At 56.7% G+C, this 17811-nt stretch carries 15 protein-coding genes; 8 read left to right on the top strand and 7 right to left on the bottom strand.

The features are described 5' to 3' along the window. Positions 1–12 precede the first annotated feature (12 nt). From der to FKM97_RS11870, 5 genes are all read left to right on the top strand, one after another. The gene (der, locus tag FKM97_RS11890; protein ID WP_144292642.1) at positions 13–1347 is read left to right on the top strand and encodes a ribosome biogenesis GTPase Der; all 1335 of its coding nucleotides are present in this window, start codon (positions 13–15) and stop codon (positions 1345–1347) included. A gap of 46 nt (positions 1348–1393) precedes the next feature. After that, positions 1394–2194: a DUF72 domain-containing protein gene (locus FKM97_RS11885; protein WP_428977908.1), complete on the top strand. Its 801-nt coding sequence runs from the start codon at positions 1394–1396 to the stop codon at positions 2192–2194. Continuing rightward, entirely contained in the window at positions 2194–2673 is a 480-nt protein-coding gene (locus FKM97_RS11880) for an anthrone oxygenase family protein (protein ID WP_144292640.1), read from the top strand. Before FKM97_RS11885 ends, FKM97_RS11880 begins: the two co-directional genes overlap by 1 nt. Positions 2674–2795: 122 nt before the next feature. Beyond that, on the top strand, positions 2796–4271 hold the full coding sequence (locus FKM97_RS11875) for a protein adenylyltransferase SelO (RefSeq protein ID WP_144292639.1): 1476 nt from the start codon (positions 2796–2798) through the stop codon (positions 4269–4271). A 45-nt stretch (positions 4272–4316) separates the two neighbouring features. After that, complete coding sequence (locus FKM97_RS11870; RefSeq protein WP_246105053.1) at positions 4317–4910, top strand: alpha-ketoglutarate-dependent dioxygenase AlkB; 594 nt, start codon at positions 4317–4319, stop codon at positions 4908–4910. On the opposite strand, the gene FKM97_RS11865 is transcribed toward FKM97_RS11870, so the two are convergent. The 4 genes from FKM97_RS11865 to FKM97_RS11850 form a co-directional block, all read right to left on the bottom strand. After that, a complete protein-coding gene (locus tag FKM97_RS11865; protein ID WP_144292638.1) occupies positions 4911–6467 on the bottom strand; it encodes a DHA2 family efflux MFS transporter permease subunit in 1557 nt (518 codons plus the stop codon). It lies immediately after the preceding gene. Further along, positions 6464–7546 (bottom strand): HlyD family secretion protein, encoded by a 1083-nt coding sequence (locus tag FKM97_RS11860; protein ID WP_170240880.1) that lies wholly within the window; start codon positions 7544–7546, stop codon positions 6464–6466. The genes FKM97_RS11865 and FKM97_RS11860 overlap by 4 nt, the downstream gene beginning before the upstream one ends. Before the next feature lie 212 nt (positions 7547–7758). After that, entirely contained in the window at positions 7759–8541 is a 783-nt protein-coding gene (locus FKM97_RS11855; RefSeq protein WP_144292636.1) for an aspartate/glutamate racemase family protein, read from the bottom strand. Between the two features lie 72 nt (positions 8542–8613). Continuing rightward, the gene (locus tag FKM97_RS11850) at positions 8614–9069 is read right to left on the bottom strand and encodes a GFA family protein (RefSeq protein ID WP_144292635.1); all 456 of its coding nucleotides are present in this window, start codon (positions 9067–9069) and stop codon (positions 8614–8616) included. Positions 9070–9271: 202 nt separating this feature from the next. Here FKM97_RS11850 and FKM97_RS11845 point away from each other — a divergent pair, with 202 nt between their 5' ends. Beyond that, on the top strand, positions 9272–10051 hold the full coding sequence (locus FKM97_RS11845) for a potassium channel family protein (RefSeq protein ID WP_144292634.1): 780 nt from the start codon (positions 9272–9274) through the stop codon (positions 10049–10051). 31 nt (positions 10052–10082) lie between these two features. On the opposite strand, the gene FKM97_RS11840 is transcribed toward FKM97_RS11845, so the two are convergent. From FKM97_RS11840 to FKM97_RS11830, 3 genes are all read right to left on the bottom strand, one after another. Beyond that, the gene (locus FKM97_RS11840) at positions 10083–11243 is read right to left on the bottom strand and encodes an acyl-CoA dehydrogenase family protein (RefSeq protein WP_144292633.1); all 1161 of its coding nucleotides are present in this window, start codon (positions 11241–11243) and stop codon (positions 10083–10085) included. Positions 11244–11261: 18 nt separating this feature from the next. Next, positions 11262–12434, bottom strand: coding sequence for a CaiB/BaiF CoA transferase family protein (locus FKM97_RS11835; protein WP_144292632.1), 1173 nt, complete (start codon positions 12432–12434; stop codon positions 11262–11264). A gap of 125 nt (positions 12435–12559) precedes the next feature. Next, on the bottom strand, positions 12560–14137 hold the full coding sequence (locus FKM97_RS11830) for an FAD-dependent oxidoreductase (protein WP_246105052.1): 1578 nt from the start codon (positions 14135–14137) through the stop codon (positions 12560–12562). Positions 14138–14492: 355 nt separating this feature from the next. Here FKM97_RS11830 and guaA point away from each other — a divergent pair, with 355 nt between their 5' ends. Together guaA and FKM97_RS11820 are read left to right on the top strand one after the other, a co-directional pair. Then, entirely contained in the window at positions 14493–16040 is a 1548-nt protein-coding gene (guaA, locus tag FKM97_RS11825) for a glutamine-hydrolyzing GMP synthase (protein ID WP_144292630.1), read from the top strand. A gap of 292 nt (positions 16041–16332) precedes the next feature. Beyond that, on the top strand, positions 16333–17589 hold the full coding sequence (locus FKM97_RS11820) for a tyrosine-type recombinase/integrase (protein ID WP_144292629.1): 1257 nt from the start codon (positions 16333–16335) through the stop codon (positions 17587–17589). The last annotated feature ends 222 nt before the right edge of the window (positions 17590–17811 follow it).

Below are 17811 nucleotides of genomic sequence, written 5' to 3'. Positions count from 1 at the left end.
GCAGGATTCTTCATGACCTTTACGGTTGCCATCATCGGCCGACCCAATGTTGGCAAGTCAACACTGTTCAATCGCCTCGTTGGGAAGCGGCTCGCCCTAGTTGATGATCAACCGGGAGTCACGCGAGACCGGCGCTCGGGTGAAGCACATCTTGGCGATCTGAGTTTTACCGTCATCGACACTGCGGGGCTGGACGAGGTTGCCGCGGAGTCCCTCGAAGCCCGCATGCAGGCCCAAACCGAAGCTGCCATCGCGGAGGCAGATATTTGCCTGTTCTTAATCGATGCTCGGGCGGGAATCACGCCTCATGATCTGCATTTTGCCGATCTTCTCAGACGATCCGGAAAGCCAGTGATTCCAATTGCCAACAAGTCGGAGGGCACTGCCGGAGATGCCGGCCTTTATGACGCCTTCTCACTGGGCCTCGGCGACCCGCTTGCGCTTTCTGCGGAGCATGGACTTGGTACCTCCGACCTCTATGAAGCGATTTCCGCGATCGCACCAACTTCGGACACGTTCGACGATGCCGAGGATGCTTCTCACGGCCCCCTCAGGCTCGCGCTAACCGGCCGCCCCAACACCGGCAAATCGACCCTGATCAACAGGCTCCTTGGGCACCAGCGTCTGCTGACAGGACCGGAGGCAGGGATCACCAGGGATTCGATCTCTGTCGAATGGGAATGGCAAGGGAGACCCGTTCGCCTATTCGACACGGCGGGCCTCCGTAGAAAGGCTCGCATCGAGGAAAAGTTGGAGAAGCTCTCCGTAGCGGATGCTTTGCGCGCCATCAAGTTTGCCGAAGCCGTCGTTGCCGTCGTCGATGCGACCCAGCCCTTTGACAAGCAGGACCTGCATATCATTGACCTCGTGGGGAGGGAGGGGCGCGCGATCGTCATCGCCCTTAACAAATGGGACGAAATTACCAACCGCAAAGCCACCCTCGCGAAGTTCGACGAAGGCATAGAGCGTTTCCTGCCACAGTTGGCCGGCCTTGCTGTCGTCCCCCTCTCGGGCCTGACCGGCGAAGGGCTCGACCAGCTTATGCCTGCCGTCTTCAATGCCTATGAGACTTGGCAAAAGCGGATCTCGACTGCAAAGCTCAATCGCTGGCTCATCGAGGCTGTGGACAAGCATCCCCCGCCAGCGCCGGGCGGTCGGCGGATACGGTTGCGATATATGACTCAGGTAAAAGGACGGCCGCCCACTTTCGTGGTTTTCTGTTCTACGCCGGAAGATCTACCGGACTCCTATTCTCGCTACTTGATCAACGGCTTGCGCGAAGCGTTCGACATGTGGGGTGTTCCTATTCGTCTGCATCTTCGCAAGGGAGAGAACCCTTACGTTTAGTGGCACCTCTCGCCATGCCGTCGCAGATTTGATGGGAGTGGTTTCAGTGACGATCGACAAAAGCCCAGAAATCCGGGTCGGCATCGGCGGGTGGAGCTATGAGCCCTGGCGCGAGACATTCTACCCTCCAAAATTGCCGCAAAAGCGCGAGCTAGAATATGCCAGCCGCAAGCTCACCTCTATCGAGATCAACAGCACCTATTACGGATCACAAAAGGCTGCCAGCTTCGCCAAATGGCGGGCCGAAACGCCGGACAGTTTCGTCTTTGCGGTGAAAGGACCACGGTTCGCCACAAATCGCCGGGTCCTGAGTGAGGCGGCGGATTCGATCGAAAGATTCTTCTCCAGCGGGGTCATGGAACTGGGCCCGAAGCTCGGGCCGATCAACTGGCAGTTCATGGCGACTAAAATTTTCGATGCAGACGACTTTGAAGCTTTCCTGAAGTTGCTGCCGAAGGTGGTTCAAGGCCAAGCCATCTCCCATGCGGTGGAGGTCCGCAATCCCAGTTTCAAATGTGCCGCCTTCATAGAGCTCACCCGCCACCATAACGTCGCGATCGTGACCGCAGGGGATTCTGACTTCCCGCAAATCGCCGACAGAACGGCATCATTTGCCTATCTGAGGATCATGGGCACCAGCGAGCAAGAAGAGACCGGGTATTCCACCGAGGCCCTCGATCGCTGGAGCCGTCGTGCGAAAGCCATTGCCGCTGGAGATTTGCCATCCGGATTGGAAATGGTCACCTCGGATCAGCCCTCAAGTCCTCGCGACGTCTTTCTTTATGTGATCAGCGGACACAAAGTCAGCAATCCAGCTGCCGCAATGGCTCTCATTGAACGCCTCTGATGGCCGCAACAATAACTCTCCTTTTGCTTTCCTCAGCGCTTGGCGCAGGGATGATGGCAGGGCTTTTCTTCGTATTCTCGGTCTGCGTGATGTCTGCTCTTGATCGATTGCCGCCCGCGGCCGCCATCGATGCAATGAAGATGGTGAACACCACCATATTGCATCCCCTGTTCTTCTTTGCTTTCTTCGGCACCGGAATTGTCGGCCTGGCCCTTGTTCCTCTGAGTTTCTCCCAAATATCGTTCGCGAGTTTCCTTTGCGTTGCTATCGGAGTGGTGGCCTACTGGGTAGGATCTATCGGCATCACCATGATCTGCAACGTTCCTTTAAACCGGCGTCTCGCTTCGCTTCCTGGTGGAGTAAATGTCAGCATTACGGACTGGATAGGTTATCGACAGCCATGGACACGCTGGAATCATCTCCGCACCGTCCTCTGCTTGGTCTCTTCGACAGCCTTCAGCTTGGCTCTGCGGCTGTAAAGCTTCGCTGGAAACCCCATCTCGGGAGAAGGTTAGACACTCTTGAGCTTGTCAGCGCACCTCGCTCTGAACCGTTCCGGAGGCTCAGCGTTGACCTACCGTAAACGAAGCAGAGAGCTCACATGACGGGGCATTTTCCCTTTGACAATACGTATAGGCAGCTACCGGACCGGTTCTTTGCGCAGGTAGAACCGCCGCAGTCCACGGAGCCCGGACTTGTCCAGCTGAACCAGGACCTTGCCGTCGAACTGGGATTGGATCCCGTCTGGTTGAGCACCCGAGAGGGTGTGAAAGCTCTCGCAGGAAACCCGTTACCGTCGGGAGCCGAGCCGATCGCGATGGCCTATGCAGGGCATCAATTCGGCCATTTTGTTCCACAACTCGGCGATGGACGCGCCATCCTGCTTGGCGAGGTCATCAACCTTGCCGGCGAGCGGCGGGACATTCAACTCAAAGGATCGGGCCCCACGCCCTTCTCTCGCCGAGGCGATGGAAAGGCGGCTTTGGGACCTGTCCTTCGGGAGTATATCGTCAGTGAGGCCATGGCTGCCCTGGGGGTGCCCACGACGCGGGCGCTCGCTGCTGTGAGAACGGGAGAGACCGTCTATCGTGAAGAGGCGCTTCCCGGCGCTGTTCTGGTCAGAGTGGCCAAGAGCCACATAAGGGTCGGTACTTTTCAGTTCTTCGCAGCTCGTCACGATTTTGAAGGCGTTCAGCGCCTCGCCGATTATGCTATTGCTCGACATTATCCGGAGCTGAAAGACGAGGCTTACAAGTATCGGCTCTTTCTTGAAGCTGTTGTCAGCCATCAGGCAGAGCTCGTCGCAAAGTGGCTGCTTCTCGGTTTCGTTCATGGAGTCATGAATACCGACAATATGTCGATATCGGGCGAGACTATCGACTACGGTCCTTGTGCCTTTATGGACATCTATAATCCTGGCACCGTCTTCAGTTCGATAGATGAATATGGGCGATACGCCTATGCGAACCAGCCGGCGATTGCACAGTGGAACCTCACCCGGCTTGCAGAGTGCCTCCTGCCGCTCGATGCCAACAAGGAACTCGCCCTTGCTCACGCCCAAGAGACACTCCAGCAGTTCGTTGAACAGTTCAACACGGCCTATCTCAGTGGATTGCGGCGTAAACTTGGGCTCTTCACAGAACAGGAAGGGGACCTCGCGCTCGCTCAAGATCTGCTGAACATCATGGCCGATGGGAAAGCAGACTTCACAGCGACCTTCCGGTCGTTGTGCGATGTCGACGACGAGGTAGAGACTGACGAAACTACCCGCACGCTCTTCGACGAACCCTCTGCCTTCGACAGCTGGTATGGCCGCTGGCTTGTAAGGTTAAGGCGGGAGGCCCGAGGCATATCGGAGCGTCAGACTGCGATGCGGCGCGTGAATCCAGCCTATATCCCACGAAATCATCTTGTAGAAGCTGCGTTGAAAGCCGCAGTACAAGAGAACGACCTCAAGCCATTTCGAATGCTACTGGACGTACTCGCGAGACCATATGAAAGCTTTTCTGAGTTCGAAGCTTATGCTCGGCCTCCTCAACCCAGCACAATCGCTTACCGCACTTTCTGCGGCACGTAGGAGTTTGAGGCTCTCATAAACAGTTCGGATGTCAGGGGTCTGCAGATGAACGCAAACCAGATGGGCCTCTTCGATGACCTGCCAGACCTGCCCGAAGGATTTCGTTACTCCCCAAACCTCATTACACCGTCAGCGGAAACTGATCTTCTCAACAATCTTCAAACCTTGAGTTTCCATGATTTTGAGCTTCGTGGCTTCCGGGGTCACCGCCGCATCGTCACCTTCAGGGTGAAGAGCCCGGGGGAACCTCTCCAGGCGGGAGACCTGCCCAGTTTCCTCCTCCCCCTACGCGAGAAGGCCGCGCATTTTGCAGGGCTGTCACCATTCGCGCTCAAGCATGTCCTCATCACCGAATATCGGCCCGGTGCAGGAATAAGCTGGCAGCGCGACAAAGGTTATTTCAAAGACATCATCGGGGTGTCGCTCGCATCTTCCTGTCAGTTTCGCTTTAGGCAGCGGGAAGGAAGCGGCTGGATAAGGCGATCAGTGATGCTTGAGCCCCGATCGGTCTATCTCTTGAGAAACTCCGCACGCAGCTCGTGGGAGCATAGTATTCCGGGCGTGGAGCGCCTGCACTATTCTATCACGTTCAGAAGCATGAGCGGTCTTTCGTCGCCGTCCCGGAGTTACGAAAAATAATCAAGCCGCACGGCGCGTAAACATGACGGCCAGTGCGGCAATCAACAAAACCATCCCCAACACGGCAAACGTTTCCGAGAACGCGATAATCAGCGATTGCTGATGCACGAGATTGCCAAGCATCACTTCCGCCTGGTGAAATGCGAGAGCCGGATCTGTAACACCTCGCGACATGAAGTATTGCTGCATGGAGTGAAGCTCCTCCTTCACCGCAGGTGCAGAAGCAGTGACAGACTGACCAATGATGTTGGAGTGAAACTGCTCACGACGCGTGATGATCGTCGCCAGTATTGCCGTCCCCACTGCTCCCCCGAGGCTTCGCATCATGTTGAAGATTCCGGAGGCCGCCGCAGAACCGTCTTTGCCGATCCCCGACATCGCTATGCCAGTCAAGGGCGAGAGCACAATTGCCTGCCCGAGGGCTCTGACCAAATTGGAGGTGATCAGCTGAGGGCCGGAAACGTCCAGGCTAAGGTGTGTGTTCATAAAGCAGCTTGCCGAGAAGACACCCAAGCCGATGCAGACGAGAATTCTCGGGTCCAGGCGCTTCACGAGGAGTGGCACGAAGGGGATGATCAGAAGTTGAGGCAGCCCCACCCAAGCCAGAACCAGACCCACCTGCTCAGCGTCGTAGCCTTGGACCTCGCCAAGATAAGTCGGAAGCACATAGACCGACCCGAATAGCGCAAAACCCACCATGACGTTTGCCACGGTTCCCAGACCAAAGTTTCGCCGCGTAAGCAGTCTGAGCCTTATCAAAGGGCTCTTCACGTTCAATTCGATGAGAATGAAGGCGACCAGGAACACGGCTGAGATGATGGTTAGATGGAGGATCAACGGCGAGTCAAACCATCCGTCCTTGTTCCCTTCGTCGAGTACCGTCTGAAGGCTGGCTAGTCCTATAGCTATCGTGGCAATCCCCAACCAGTCGCCCTCTCGCAGCAGCGACAGCTTCAGGGGATCTGACTCCAGAGTGGGAAACAACAGTGCCAACATGAGCAAGCCAGGCACGAGGTTCACGAAGAAAATATACTGCCAGCCGAAATTATCGGTGAGATAGCCTCCAATGGTAGGACCGATCGCCGGACCGAATGTAGCCGTCAGGGCAAACATGGCAATTCCGACGGGTTGCTGCCGTTGGGGCAGATTCGTCAGAATGAATGTGAATGCCATGGGAATCATCACACCACTGCTGAATCCCTGCAGGCCACGCATGATGATCATCTCGGTCAGATCGCTCGCAAAGGCGCAGCCTACCGAGAAAATCAGGAACAACACTGAGTTTGTGAGCAGGACGCGCCGAAAGGAGAAGACGCGAGCAAGATAATCCGTCATCGGGATCATGATGATCTCGCCAATCAAATATGAGGTAGAAATCCAGGTGCCATTGTCCCGCCCCGTTCCGATGCCGCCCTCGATGTCGGGCAGGGATGAATTGGTTATCTGGATGTCCAGAACAGCGACAAGAGCTCCCAATATGCAGCCCATCACCGCAACCCAGGTGCGAAGATTGGCGGCTTCCGCCTGTTGCCTGTCGCCTACCCCTGCCACGCTCATTGGCCGACTTCCAGCGTTCTGGTGCTAGTTGGAACGATCGTTATGGTGGGGGTGACCGACATCCCCGGACTCAGCAGTCCCCTGAGGGAGTTTTTCGGATCCAAGGTTATCTTAACGGGGACCCGCTGGACGATCTTGGTGAAGTTTCCGGTCGCATTGTCCGGTGGCAGAAGAGCAAACTCCTGGCCACTCGCTGGCGCAATGCTGTTGACGACGCCGTGAACGATCACATCGGGGAATGCATCTGCCACCACTTCGACCAGTTGCCCGGTTCGAATATTTGTGAGCTGTGTCTCCTCGAAATTGGCTACGATATAGGCATCCTGCAAAGGGACAATGGCCATGAGCTGAGTGCCGGCCTGAACATACTCCCCGAGCCTCAACGTCCTATCGCCGACCACACCATCTACAGGAGAGGTGATGGTGGTATAATTGAGGTTTAGTTCCGCCGCTTTTAGCTGAGCAGTGTTGAGAAGTAGATTTGCTTGCGACTTTTGAAGTTGCGCGCGAAGCACCGCGACCTGCTGCTGAGCGTTGTCCAGCTCAGCCTTGTCTCGCGCAACTGATGCCTGGGCACTCTCCGTCTGTGACCTGGCTCTTTGGGCATCCTGTAGGGTTCCAAAGCCCTGTTTCGCCAAGGTGCCGAAGCGAACATTGTTCTGCTGAGCATAGACCTCAGTGGCTTGGTCCACCCCAATGGCGGCACGGGCTTGGTCGATCGCGGTTGACTGCTGCTTGAGCTGGGCGTTTGCGGCGGCAATGTCGGCCTGAGCACTGGCTATACCGGCCTTGGCCTGGTCAACGGCTGCCAGGTAAGGCCCCTGATCGATCATCGCCAGAAGTTGGCCAGCTTTCACATGCTGATTGTCTTCCACCGCTACGCGGCTGATATAGCCAGTGACCTGCGGAGCGATGCTGACGACGTCGGCCTGTACATAAGCGTCGTTGGTCGAGACCTCGAACTGCCATATGGTCAAATAAGTCCATATACCCCAGATGACTGCGGCGAGAAGAATGACGCCTGCCGTGGTCGCCAGCAGGAGGCGGCGGCTGAAACCGCGTGCAACGACCGGTGCCACAGCGGGGATGGCGGCCGTATCCGAAGATGGGCTAGGGAGAAACCTTGCATCGTTGCGGTCTGGAGTCGTGAGCACAGGCAATATCCTCCAGCTGAGCTTTGGAGGACTTTGCTCTTTTTACTTTTGACGATCTTTCCGGCTCAGAAACGAATTTTCACGTTTGCATGCGTCCAGACCGTATGACTTACTGACGAGGCGCAGGCGCAGCCTAGTCAGAGGTCCATCGCTTTGATGAATTTGGACCTCGCCTTCGTGAATTCTTCCGCATAATGGCCCTGTGGCTTTTCGTAATACCCCGAGCGGGAGATATGATAACCGCCCTTTTGCTTTAGGTCGGCCAAGGTTTCCGCAACCTTCAACGCCATGAGATTAGGATTGACGATCGCCATCTCGGGTGGTTGGCCGCCCTTCATGATGTATTGCTGGTAACAGGCGGCGACTATCGTGCAGCCCATCAGTATGGCATCGGCATGGGTCTCCGCGGTCACCTCGCGACAGCGGGTGATCGTATCGAGTGCTACAGCATCGGGATTGGTGATCATGTCCCGAACGAACCATTCGATGGTCCGCAATCCGCGACAATTGCCGCCCAGTCCTGATAAGCGCACTACATCCTCGATGTAGGGTGCGGCCTTATGGTGGTCGGTCACGATGGTGTAGGTATGGCCGTGATATGCAGCCATTTGGAGTGAAGCCTCCATGGGCCCAACGACAGGGATGTCCACAAGTTCACGTGCGGTGCGAACGCCAGGATCATAGCAACACCCCACGATCACGGCGTCAAACCCCTCCTCCTCGGACTTCATTATCCGCTCGAAAAGAACCGACTCCATGAGGTGCTTGGAATAAAAATAATCGATGTCGGGAGGGCAGCCCTCAAGGTGTGTGATCGTCAGCTCGGTGCCATCTCCTGCATAGTGGGACAGAGTCCGATGGATGATCTCGTCATAGGCCCGGGTGCCAAAGGGATTGATGAAGTCGATCCTGCGCAGCATACCAACACCATCTGATGAGACTATTTTTCTGACCGTTTAGTCAGAATAACAAGCCCCACCGACGAGTCAATGTTAAGGTTCGGCGCAATTCGTGCTTTCCGGCTGAACCATTTTAGGCTCCCGCACCATGCGGCCTGGCGCCTTCAGCGTCGCCGGGTCCATATGGTCCCAGGGTTGGGCACTGTCGGTAAAAATATCCTGGGTCGGCTGATGGAGCGACGGATCATCTAGGGTCGCAGCATAGATCGCCAGGATGGATTTCCCGACTGCTGGTTCAATTGCTACAGGATTGCCGCAGTTCGGGCAGAAGCCCCTACGAACGACCCTCCCGCTTCCGCCCACCGTCTCGTAGAAGTGCAGATGTCCGCTCCACCAAACCAAAGGCAATGAAAAGGCAAGGAGTGGTGCATAGGCCGCGCCGGTTGATTTTTGGCAATCGCGGCAGTGACAATTAACCATAAAGAGCGGATTGCCCTTGGCCATGTAGTGCACGGCTCTGCACGCGCAGCCGCCAGAGATCTCAGACATGATGACCTCGTCTTTCCCGGACGCCAAGCTAGAAACTCCTTTTGGAAAATCTATGAGAGCGCGGGTGGTGGATTTCCAATGAGGTCTTGCCTCTTTTGGAGACCGCCATCAAGGATGTGGCTGCTAGGACTCTCAGTGAACCACGTCTCTGCCCGAGTTTCCCCGCGACGCGCTGGCCCGAGAGACGACGAAGGGACGAGATTTGCCCACCGATACAGGCTTGCGTGCAAAGTTAAGGGACCTCTATTTCGGGCACAGCACTTCTGCTCGGCGCTTCCGCTATGGGCTGGTCGTCTTCGATATCGTGACCATCATCGTGTTCCTGATCGCCGCATCCACGCAAAATCAGTGGTGGCTCATTCCTCTTGATTTCATCGTCGGAACCCTGCTTGCCATTGAATTTGCGGCTCGGCTCTACGCAGAGACGAATTGGCGCCGCCACCTGTTCAGCGTCGCGACAGTAACGGATGTTGCTGTTATCGTGTCCCTCTTCCTCCCTGCCTTTATTGACAATCTCGGCTTCCTGCGGATTATTCGCGCCCTTCGTCTGCTTCGGTCATACCATTTGCTGCGGGATCTAAGAAGTGATTCCGTATGGTTCAGACGCTACGAAGACGTTATTCAAAGAACAATTAATTTATGGGTATTTATTTTTATCGTCACTTCATTCGTATACGTAACGCAACACAACATAAATACTCAGGTATCGACCTATATTGATGCTTTATATTTCACAATTACAACCCTCACCACAACCGGCTTTGGCGATATCACCTTGATAGGCCCTGCGGGGCGTCTTCTCGCCGTCATCATCATGGTCGTCGGGGTCGCCTTGTTTCTCAGATTACTGCAAGCCTTGTTTCGCCCGAACAAAGTCAGATTTGAGTGCCCCGATTGCGCCCTTCAGATCCACGACAGAGATGCGGTTCATTGCAAGCATTGCGGGAGAGTTCTGGCCATTCCGAACGACGGCTTCAACTGAGGCATCGAACTTCTAGGTCCAGGCGACATCCTTAGAACGACCTGGGTAGTCCTAGGATATGCTCAGCAACGTAGGACAAGATGAGATTGGTCGATATCGGAGCCACCTGATAGAGGCGGGTCTCACGGAACTTGCGTTCCACGTCATATTCCGCCGCGAAGCCGAAGCCCCCATGAAACTGGATACAAGCGTTGGCGGCCTCCCATGAGGCATCGGCAGCCAACAACTTGGCCATGTTCGCCTGCGCACCACAGTCCTGATGCGCATCGAAACGCCGGCACGCTTCGTACCGCATCAGATTTGCCGCCTCGACGTTCACATAGGCCCGAGCGATGGGAAACTGCACCCCTTGGTTCTGACCAATAGGGCGATCAAAGACAATCCGCTCCTTGGAGTAGTTCGTGACCTTTTCTATGAACCAGTATCCGTCACCGATGCACTCCGCAGCGATCAGCGTGCGCTCGGCATTGAGGCCATCGAGGATGTAACGAAATCCCCTTCCCTCCTCACCGATCAAATTCTCTGCCGGAATCTCAAGATTATCGAAAAAGAGTTCGTTGGTCTCGTGATTGACCATGTTTCGGATTGGCTTAACCGTTAGGCCATGGCCGATGGCATCGTGAAGATTCACCAGAAAAATCGACAGGCCATCCGATTTACGCTTCACTTGATCCAGGGGCGTCGTTCGCGCCAGAAGGATCATCAAATCAGAATGCTGTATCCTGGATATCCAGACCTTCTGGCCATTGACGACATAGCGATCGCCCGTGCGCACTGCTGTCGTCTTCAGCTTCGTGGTATCCGTTCCCGTGCTGGGCTCAGTAACTCCCATGGACTGCAGACGTAACGCACCGGTGGCGATTTCGGGTAAGTAGCGCTTCTTTTGCTCATCGGAACCGTGCCGGAGCAGCGTGCTCATATTATACATCTGCCCGTGACAGTGACCGGCATTGGCGCCTGAACGATTGATCTCCTCCATGACGATCGTCGCTTCGGTGAGCCCCAATCCCGAGCCGCCAAATTCCTCGGGTATCATTGCGGCCAGCCAGCCTGCCGACGTTAGGGCGTCGATGAATTCCTTTGGATAGGTAGCTTTCTCATCATGACGCCGATGATATTCCGCTGGGAATCGACCACACAGCTCACGCAGCGCCTCGCGCATATCGCCGTAGCCTTCGACTGAATTTTGCATTCCTGAGCTTCTCAGATGTTAGGAAGGGCCAGCCGTCAGGGCCTGGATATCAGCTGGCGAGACCCCGATTTCCTGAAGAATTTTTTCACTGTGCTGGCCGAGAGCCGGCACGGCGTCCAGGCGCGGCGTCCAGCTATCGCCGGAAATCGGCTTCAACGCTTGAATAGACCCGCCGGGCGTCTCAACACAGCCCCAGCGGTCCCGGGCTTTCAATTGAGGGTGAGCCCAAAGGGCCGCCATGTCGTTGACCCTTGCCGTTCCTATGCCGGCTTGGTCGAGCCTGGCGATGGCAGTGCTGGTGCTCAGCCCCTCAAACACGCTGCGGATCACCGTATCGATCTCATCGCGATGGGACACGCGCCCCGAATTGCCCCGAAATCGCTCGTCTTCGGCCCAGTCGTGTCGTTCCAGCACAATATGCGCGAAGGACGCCCATTCCCTGTCGTTCTGCAGACCAAAGAGCACGGCGCCATCGGAGGTTTGGTAGGGTCCATAGGGAAATATGGTGGCATGGCCGGCACCCGCCCGCGGAGGGGGTGGTGCTCCATCAAGGGAGTAATTGAGAGGGAAGCCCATCCACTCTGCCATCGCCTCAAGCATGGAAACCTCGATATGGTCTCCCCTACCCGTCCGCTCGCGGTGCAACAGTGCACCGAGAATTCCCTGAAGCGCCATGGTACCCGCGGCTATGTCGGCAATGGAGATGCCCGCTTTGGCCATCTGTTCAGGGGTCCCGGTAACGGACAGGAATCCCCCTTCTGCTTGGACAAGCAGATCATAGGCTTTGCGATTTTCCCATGGACCATCTGGCCCATACCCAGAGATTGAGCAGGTGATCAGGCGCGAGTTCTCGGCACGAAGGTCCCCGCTACCCAAACCCAAACGGTTCGCGGCTCCCGGAGCGAGATTCTGAATGAATATATCGGCGCGGTCGATCAATGTCCTTAGAGCAGCGATTGCTCGAGGTTGCTTTACGTCTATGGCCAAGCTCTCCTTGGAGCGATTGGTCCAGACAAAATGGCTCGATAGGCCGTGGACGCGTGTATCATAGGCGCGTGCAAAATCGCCGCCATCAGGTCGCTCAACTTTAATGACTCGGGCGCCCAAGTCAGCCAGCTGCCGGCTGCAATAAGGTGCAGCAATAGCTTGTTCCAACGAGACCACCAGAATGCCGTCCAAAGGACGGCTCACCTCGTCACCTCATGCCCCTTGAGCATCCAGCCCGCCTTTCCGCTCCTCGCCCAAGCTCATCCCCTGACGTCCTCCAGACACCTGTGTTCATGCCATCTCATCGTCCGAAAACAAAGGTGAATTGCCTAGGTCGGCTCGGACAGGAAACGATGGATCGCCTGAACAACGACCGATCCTTCGCCTACTCCAGAGGCGACCCGCTTCACGGACCCAGAGCGCACATCGCCAACTGCAAACACTCCCGGGGTCGTGGTCGCAAACAGCGGAGAAGCCGAAGAGCCGGTATCGCTCCCAGTCTGAACAAAGCCTTTATCATCCATCTTGAGGCAACCGCGCAGCCATTCCGTATTGGGGACGGCGCCGATCATGACAAAGATGTTGCTAATTGCGTGGACCTCGCTTCTTCCCGTGTCCACATTGGTCCAGGTCACTCTGTCCAGATATTTTTCGCCTCCCAGAGCGCTGATCTCAGTTCTCGGGTGCAACGTTATCTTGGAAGATGAATCAATTCTTTGGATCAAGTAGTCAGACATGGTCTCGGAAAGACCGGCGCCACGAACCAAGATGTGGACATGCTTCACCGTGCGAGACAAAAACACAGCCGCTTGCCCTGCAGAGTTCCCCCCTCCGACAACGATGACTTCCTGCTGCTGACACAGCAACGCCTCCATGGCAGTTGCCGCGTAGTGGATCCCTTGGCCTTCGAACCTCGCATAATTGTCAAGATCGAGTTTCCGATACCGGGCGCCTGTCGCGACAACGACTGCGAGTGCGTTGACTTCCTGTCCGTCATCCAAGCCAATCTGATAGGGGCGTTGATCACATTTTATCGACGTCACTTGGCGCGATATCATCAGTCTCGCACCGAATTTCTGCGCCTGAACCTGGGCGCGCCCAGCCAGGGCCTGACCGGATATCCCCGTGGGAAATCCCAAGTAGTTCTCAATCCGTGAGCTCGTTCCCGCCTGCCCCCCGGGGGCCAGTTCTTCTATGACGAGCGTCTTGAGGCCTTCGGACGCCGCATAGACTGCCGCTGCCAAGCCCGCAGGTCCCGCGCCCGCGACGACGACATCAAAAACTTCCGAGGGTTCAACGATCTCCGTCAGGCCCAGAGCGTCAGCCAAGGCTGACGTGGTCGGGTTCCTTAAAACTGGGGAGCCAGGCGCTAGAACCACAGGAAGTTCGGCCACCGCGACATCTAAGACCGAAAGCATGTGGCGCGTATCCTCATCCAGCTCGGGATCCACAAGCCGATGCGGATAATTGTTCCGCACGAGAAATCGCTGCAGCCGAAGCGTGTCGCCTTCTCTGCTGGAGCCGACCAGAACCACTCCGGCCTGGTTATGCGCTACGAAGCCCATGCGACGAAGGATAAAGGCCCGCATGATGATCTCGCCGATATCGGGCTCTGCGGAAAGAAATCTGTGAAACGCAGTGCGCTCCATGCGGATCAGCGCGCTGTCTTCGCCGGTCGTGGCTGTCACGAGGTTTGCCCGTTCACTGAGCAAGTCCAACTCGCCGGTAAACTCATGTAGCGTATGCGTCGTCAGCAACCTGAGGGTTCCGTCCTCCTCCGCTTCCAAGATCTCAATAGAACCGCCCAATACGATGAAGAAGTCCGCGTGGCGCTGACCACGAATGTAAAGGTGGGTCCCCCTCGCGACCTGTTCGATCGTTCCGTAGCTTGTGGCCCGTTCTGCCATGTCATCGGTCAATCTTGGATAAATTTGTGCACGCCGATCATAAGGATCAGTCGGATAGCCTTGATCACTGAGAAGTTGCAGGGCCATAATGGTCTCTCTTCGCGCTGCTTTCTCAGCTTGAGAACAGTCTCAACGCTATTGCCGGGCCTTGACTATAATCGGGCAACGTTCGGTGGCGCCCTTCCATCTGCGTTGATTTTGCTGATTTGAATGGTTTACTCCCTTCCTCAGTCGATTGAACGCATCCTCCTCTCGCCCCCAGGCCGGAGGGTGGGTCCATGGGACAATTGCAACTGGCGTCGATCTCGGTTATGCGGTGTCGCCTTCAGTCGCCAGACCAAAAGGCCCCCACCCCATGACCGACCGCATTCTCATTGTCGACTTTGGCTCTCAGGTGACTCAGCTGATCGCGCGCCGGGTGCGAGAGGCCGGCGTGTATTCCGAGATCGTGCCCTATGAGAAGGCAGAGGACGCGCTCAACAAACCGAATTTGAAGGCAATTATCCTTTCCGGCGGCCCGGGCTCCGTGTTCGAGGAAAATGCCGCTCTGCCGCCAGCGGCGATTTTCAGCAAGGGGGTCCCTATTCTCGGCATCTGCTATGGCGAGCAGGCGATGGCTCAGATGTTGGGAGGCCAAGTCGAAGGCGGACATCATCGTGAATTTGGTCGCTCCGACGTGGAAGTGTTGAAGTCCTCGCCCCTCTTCGAGGGCGTTTGGGAGGTCGGCGGTCGTTATCCCGTCTGGATGAGCCATGGTGACCGCGTAACAGTACCGCCAGAAGGCTTTGAGACGATCGCCAGAGCGCCCGGTTCGCCCATTTCCGTGATCGCCGACGAAACGCGCAAGATTTATGGGACGCAGTTCCACCTGGAGGTCGCCCATACGCCCGACGGTGCAAAGCTGATCTCGAATTTCGTTCATCGAATCGCAGGTTGCCCTGGTGATTGGAGCATGGCAGCGTTCAAAGAGGCTGCGATCGAGCGAATCCGTGCGAAGGTGGGCAAAGAGCGCGTCATCTGCGGATTATCCGGTGGGGTCGACAGTTCTGTTGCTGCCGTTTTGATCCATGAGGCCATCGGTGACCAACTCACCTGCATCTTCGTCGACCACGGGCTGATGCGGGAGGGCGAGGCCGAGGAGGTCGTCAGCTTGTTTCGAGGGGCCTACAATGTTCCCTTGGTGCATGTGGAGGCCTCCGACATGTTTCTAAGTGGGCTCGCAGGCGTCAGCGATCCTGAACAGAAGCGGAAAACTATCGGCCGACTATTCATCGAGGTTTTTGAGGCCGAGGCCAAGACCCTAGGTGGAGCCGCCTTTCTTGCCCAGGGCACGCTTTACCCTGATGTCATCGAGAGTGTCTCCTATTCCGGCGGTCCATCGGTTACCATCAAATCACACCACAATGTAGGCGGCCTTCCAGAGCGCATGAACATGCAATTGGTGGAGCCGCTGCGGGAGTTGTTCAAGGACGAAGTCCGTGCGCTTGGCCGCGAGCTTGGCCTACCCGAGCATTTCATCCGCCGGCACCCCTTCCCCGGCCCCGGCTTGGCGATCCGCATTCCAGGCGAGATTACCCGCGAAAAGCTCAAGATCCTCCGTCAGGCGGATACGATCTATCTCGACGAAATCCGCAAAGCCGGCCTCTATGACGACATCTGGCAGGCATTCGCAGTTCTTCTCCCGGTGCAGACCGTCGGCGTGATGGGCGACGCCCGCACCTATGACTATGTCTGCGGCCTGCGTGCTGTAACCTCGGTCGATGGCATGACCGCGGAGGCCTTTGCCTTCGATCACCAGTTCCTCGCCGGGGTTGCGACACGAATCATCAATGAAGTCAGGGGAATCAATCGTGTCGTCTATGACGTGACCTCCAAACCCCCCGGAACAATCGAGTGGGAATGATTTTCGCCCATCCGGACGTATCCAGAACTACGCTAGGATACGACACAAGCCGTTGAAAACAAAAATTAATTCTTTCTAAGACAGTCGGCAGCTATCGGTACGCAGAGTTTGGCTCTGGCGGCCTGCCTGACGGACCTCCAGTATATTGCTTGGGCGAGTTTTTCAAAGTACCGTCACGGTCAATGAGGCTCGTGACGGTACTTAATTTTCTTTAAGTCGCTGAAGATAATAGAAATTATCTGCCACGAACCCTCGAAATTGTGCTGACGGTACTTTTCAGGAGGCAGTAAGGATGCTGACGGACGTCGCCATCAAGGCATTGAAGCCAAAAGAGAAAATCTACAAGATTGCGGACCGTGACGGCATGTATGTGCGCGTCATGCCCAGTGGCGCGATCTCGTTTCGCCTAGACTACAGGCTCAACGGCCGTCGGGAGACCGTCTATCTGGGCAGGTACGGACGCGACGGAATCTCGCTCGCCCGGGCCCGAGAGAAGTGCATCGACGCGAGGCGCGCCATTGGCGAAGGACGGTCGCCGGCGATAGAGAAGCAGCGCGATAAGCGGCGCCTGAAAGAAGCGAAGAGTTTTGGCGAGTTCGGGGAGAAGTGGCTCACCGCCGCGCCGATGGCCGACAGCACGCGCGCCATGCGGCGTTCCATCTTCGAGCGAGAGCTTCTGCCGGTCTGGCGCAATCGCCTCCTCACGGAAATCACGCCCGACGATCTCAGAACCCACTGTGGCAAAATCGTTGAACGCGGTGCCCCAGCGACCGCGATCCATGTGCGAGATATCCTGAAGCAGATTTACGGATTTGCGATCCTGCACGGTGAGAAGGTCGCCAACCCGGCCAACGAAGTTGGGCCGGCATCGATCGCCACCTTCGTGCCGAAGGACCGCGCGCTCTCGCCTTCCGAAATTCGGGTGATGCTGAAGCAGCTCGAGCACATCGCCACGCTTCCCACGATCCGTCTGGGAATGCGGCTCTACCTGCTCACGATGGTGCGCAAGAGCGAACTGCAGGACGCAGTGTGGGACGAAGTCGACTTCGAGAATGCGGTCTGGACGATCCCGAAGGAGCGGATGAAGCGCTCGAAGGCGCACAACGTCTACCTGTCGCGTCAGGTGCTCGACATCATGATCGCCCTGAAGACCTGTGCAGGAAATTCAAGATACCTTCTGCCGTCGCGGTACGACGCCGATGCTCCGATGTCGCGCGCAACCTTCAATCGGGTTACCTACGCAGTCGTTGAGCGCGCGAAGGCGGAAGGATTGCCCCTGGAGCCGTTTACGGTTCACGACATGCGGCGGACAGGTTCGACTCTGCTGAACGAACTCGGCTTCAACAGCGACTGGATCGAAAAGTGCCTAGCGCATGAGGACGGGCGCTCGTCGCGTGGCGTCTATAACAAAGCCGAATATGAGGTGCAGCGTCGGCATATGATGCAGGAGTGGTCGGACATCCTGGACGCCTGGGTCAATGGCAAGAAGTACGTGCCAACGCTCATCGCGCCGTCGATTCCGATCTTGGAGCTCGATCCTGCTCTTTGACCGGACGGGCTCGGCGTTGCTTCACGTCGGGGCCGGGCGCACGGAGAATCGGTTTTGAGCGACGGGCTGCGAGCCACGCCTGAACCTCGTCCAGATCCCAAACCACGCATCGAGGGGTCAAAGCGAAACGCCGAGTGTGCAGGGCGGTGACAAATTAGGCCATGGAGCGCCGACGTGATGGCGGTGCGGGCGGAGTAAAAGCCGTCCATTGGCTAGGCTGGT

The organism is Rhodoligotrophos appendicifer, assembly GCF_007474605.1.
Classification (GTDB): Bacteria; Pseudomonadota; Alphaproteobacteria; order Rhizobiales; family Im1; genus Rhodoligotrophos; species Rhodoligotrophos appendicifer.
This window is presented reverse-complemented; position numbering and strand designations above follow the sequence as displayed.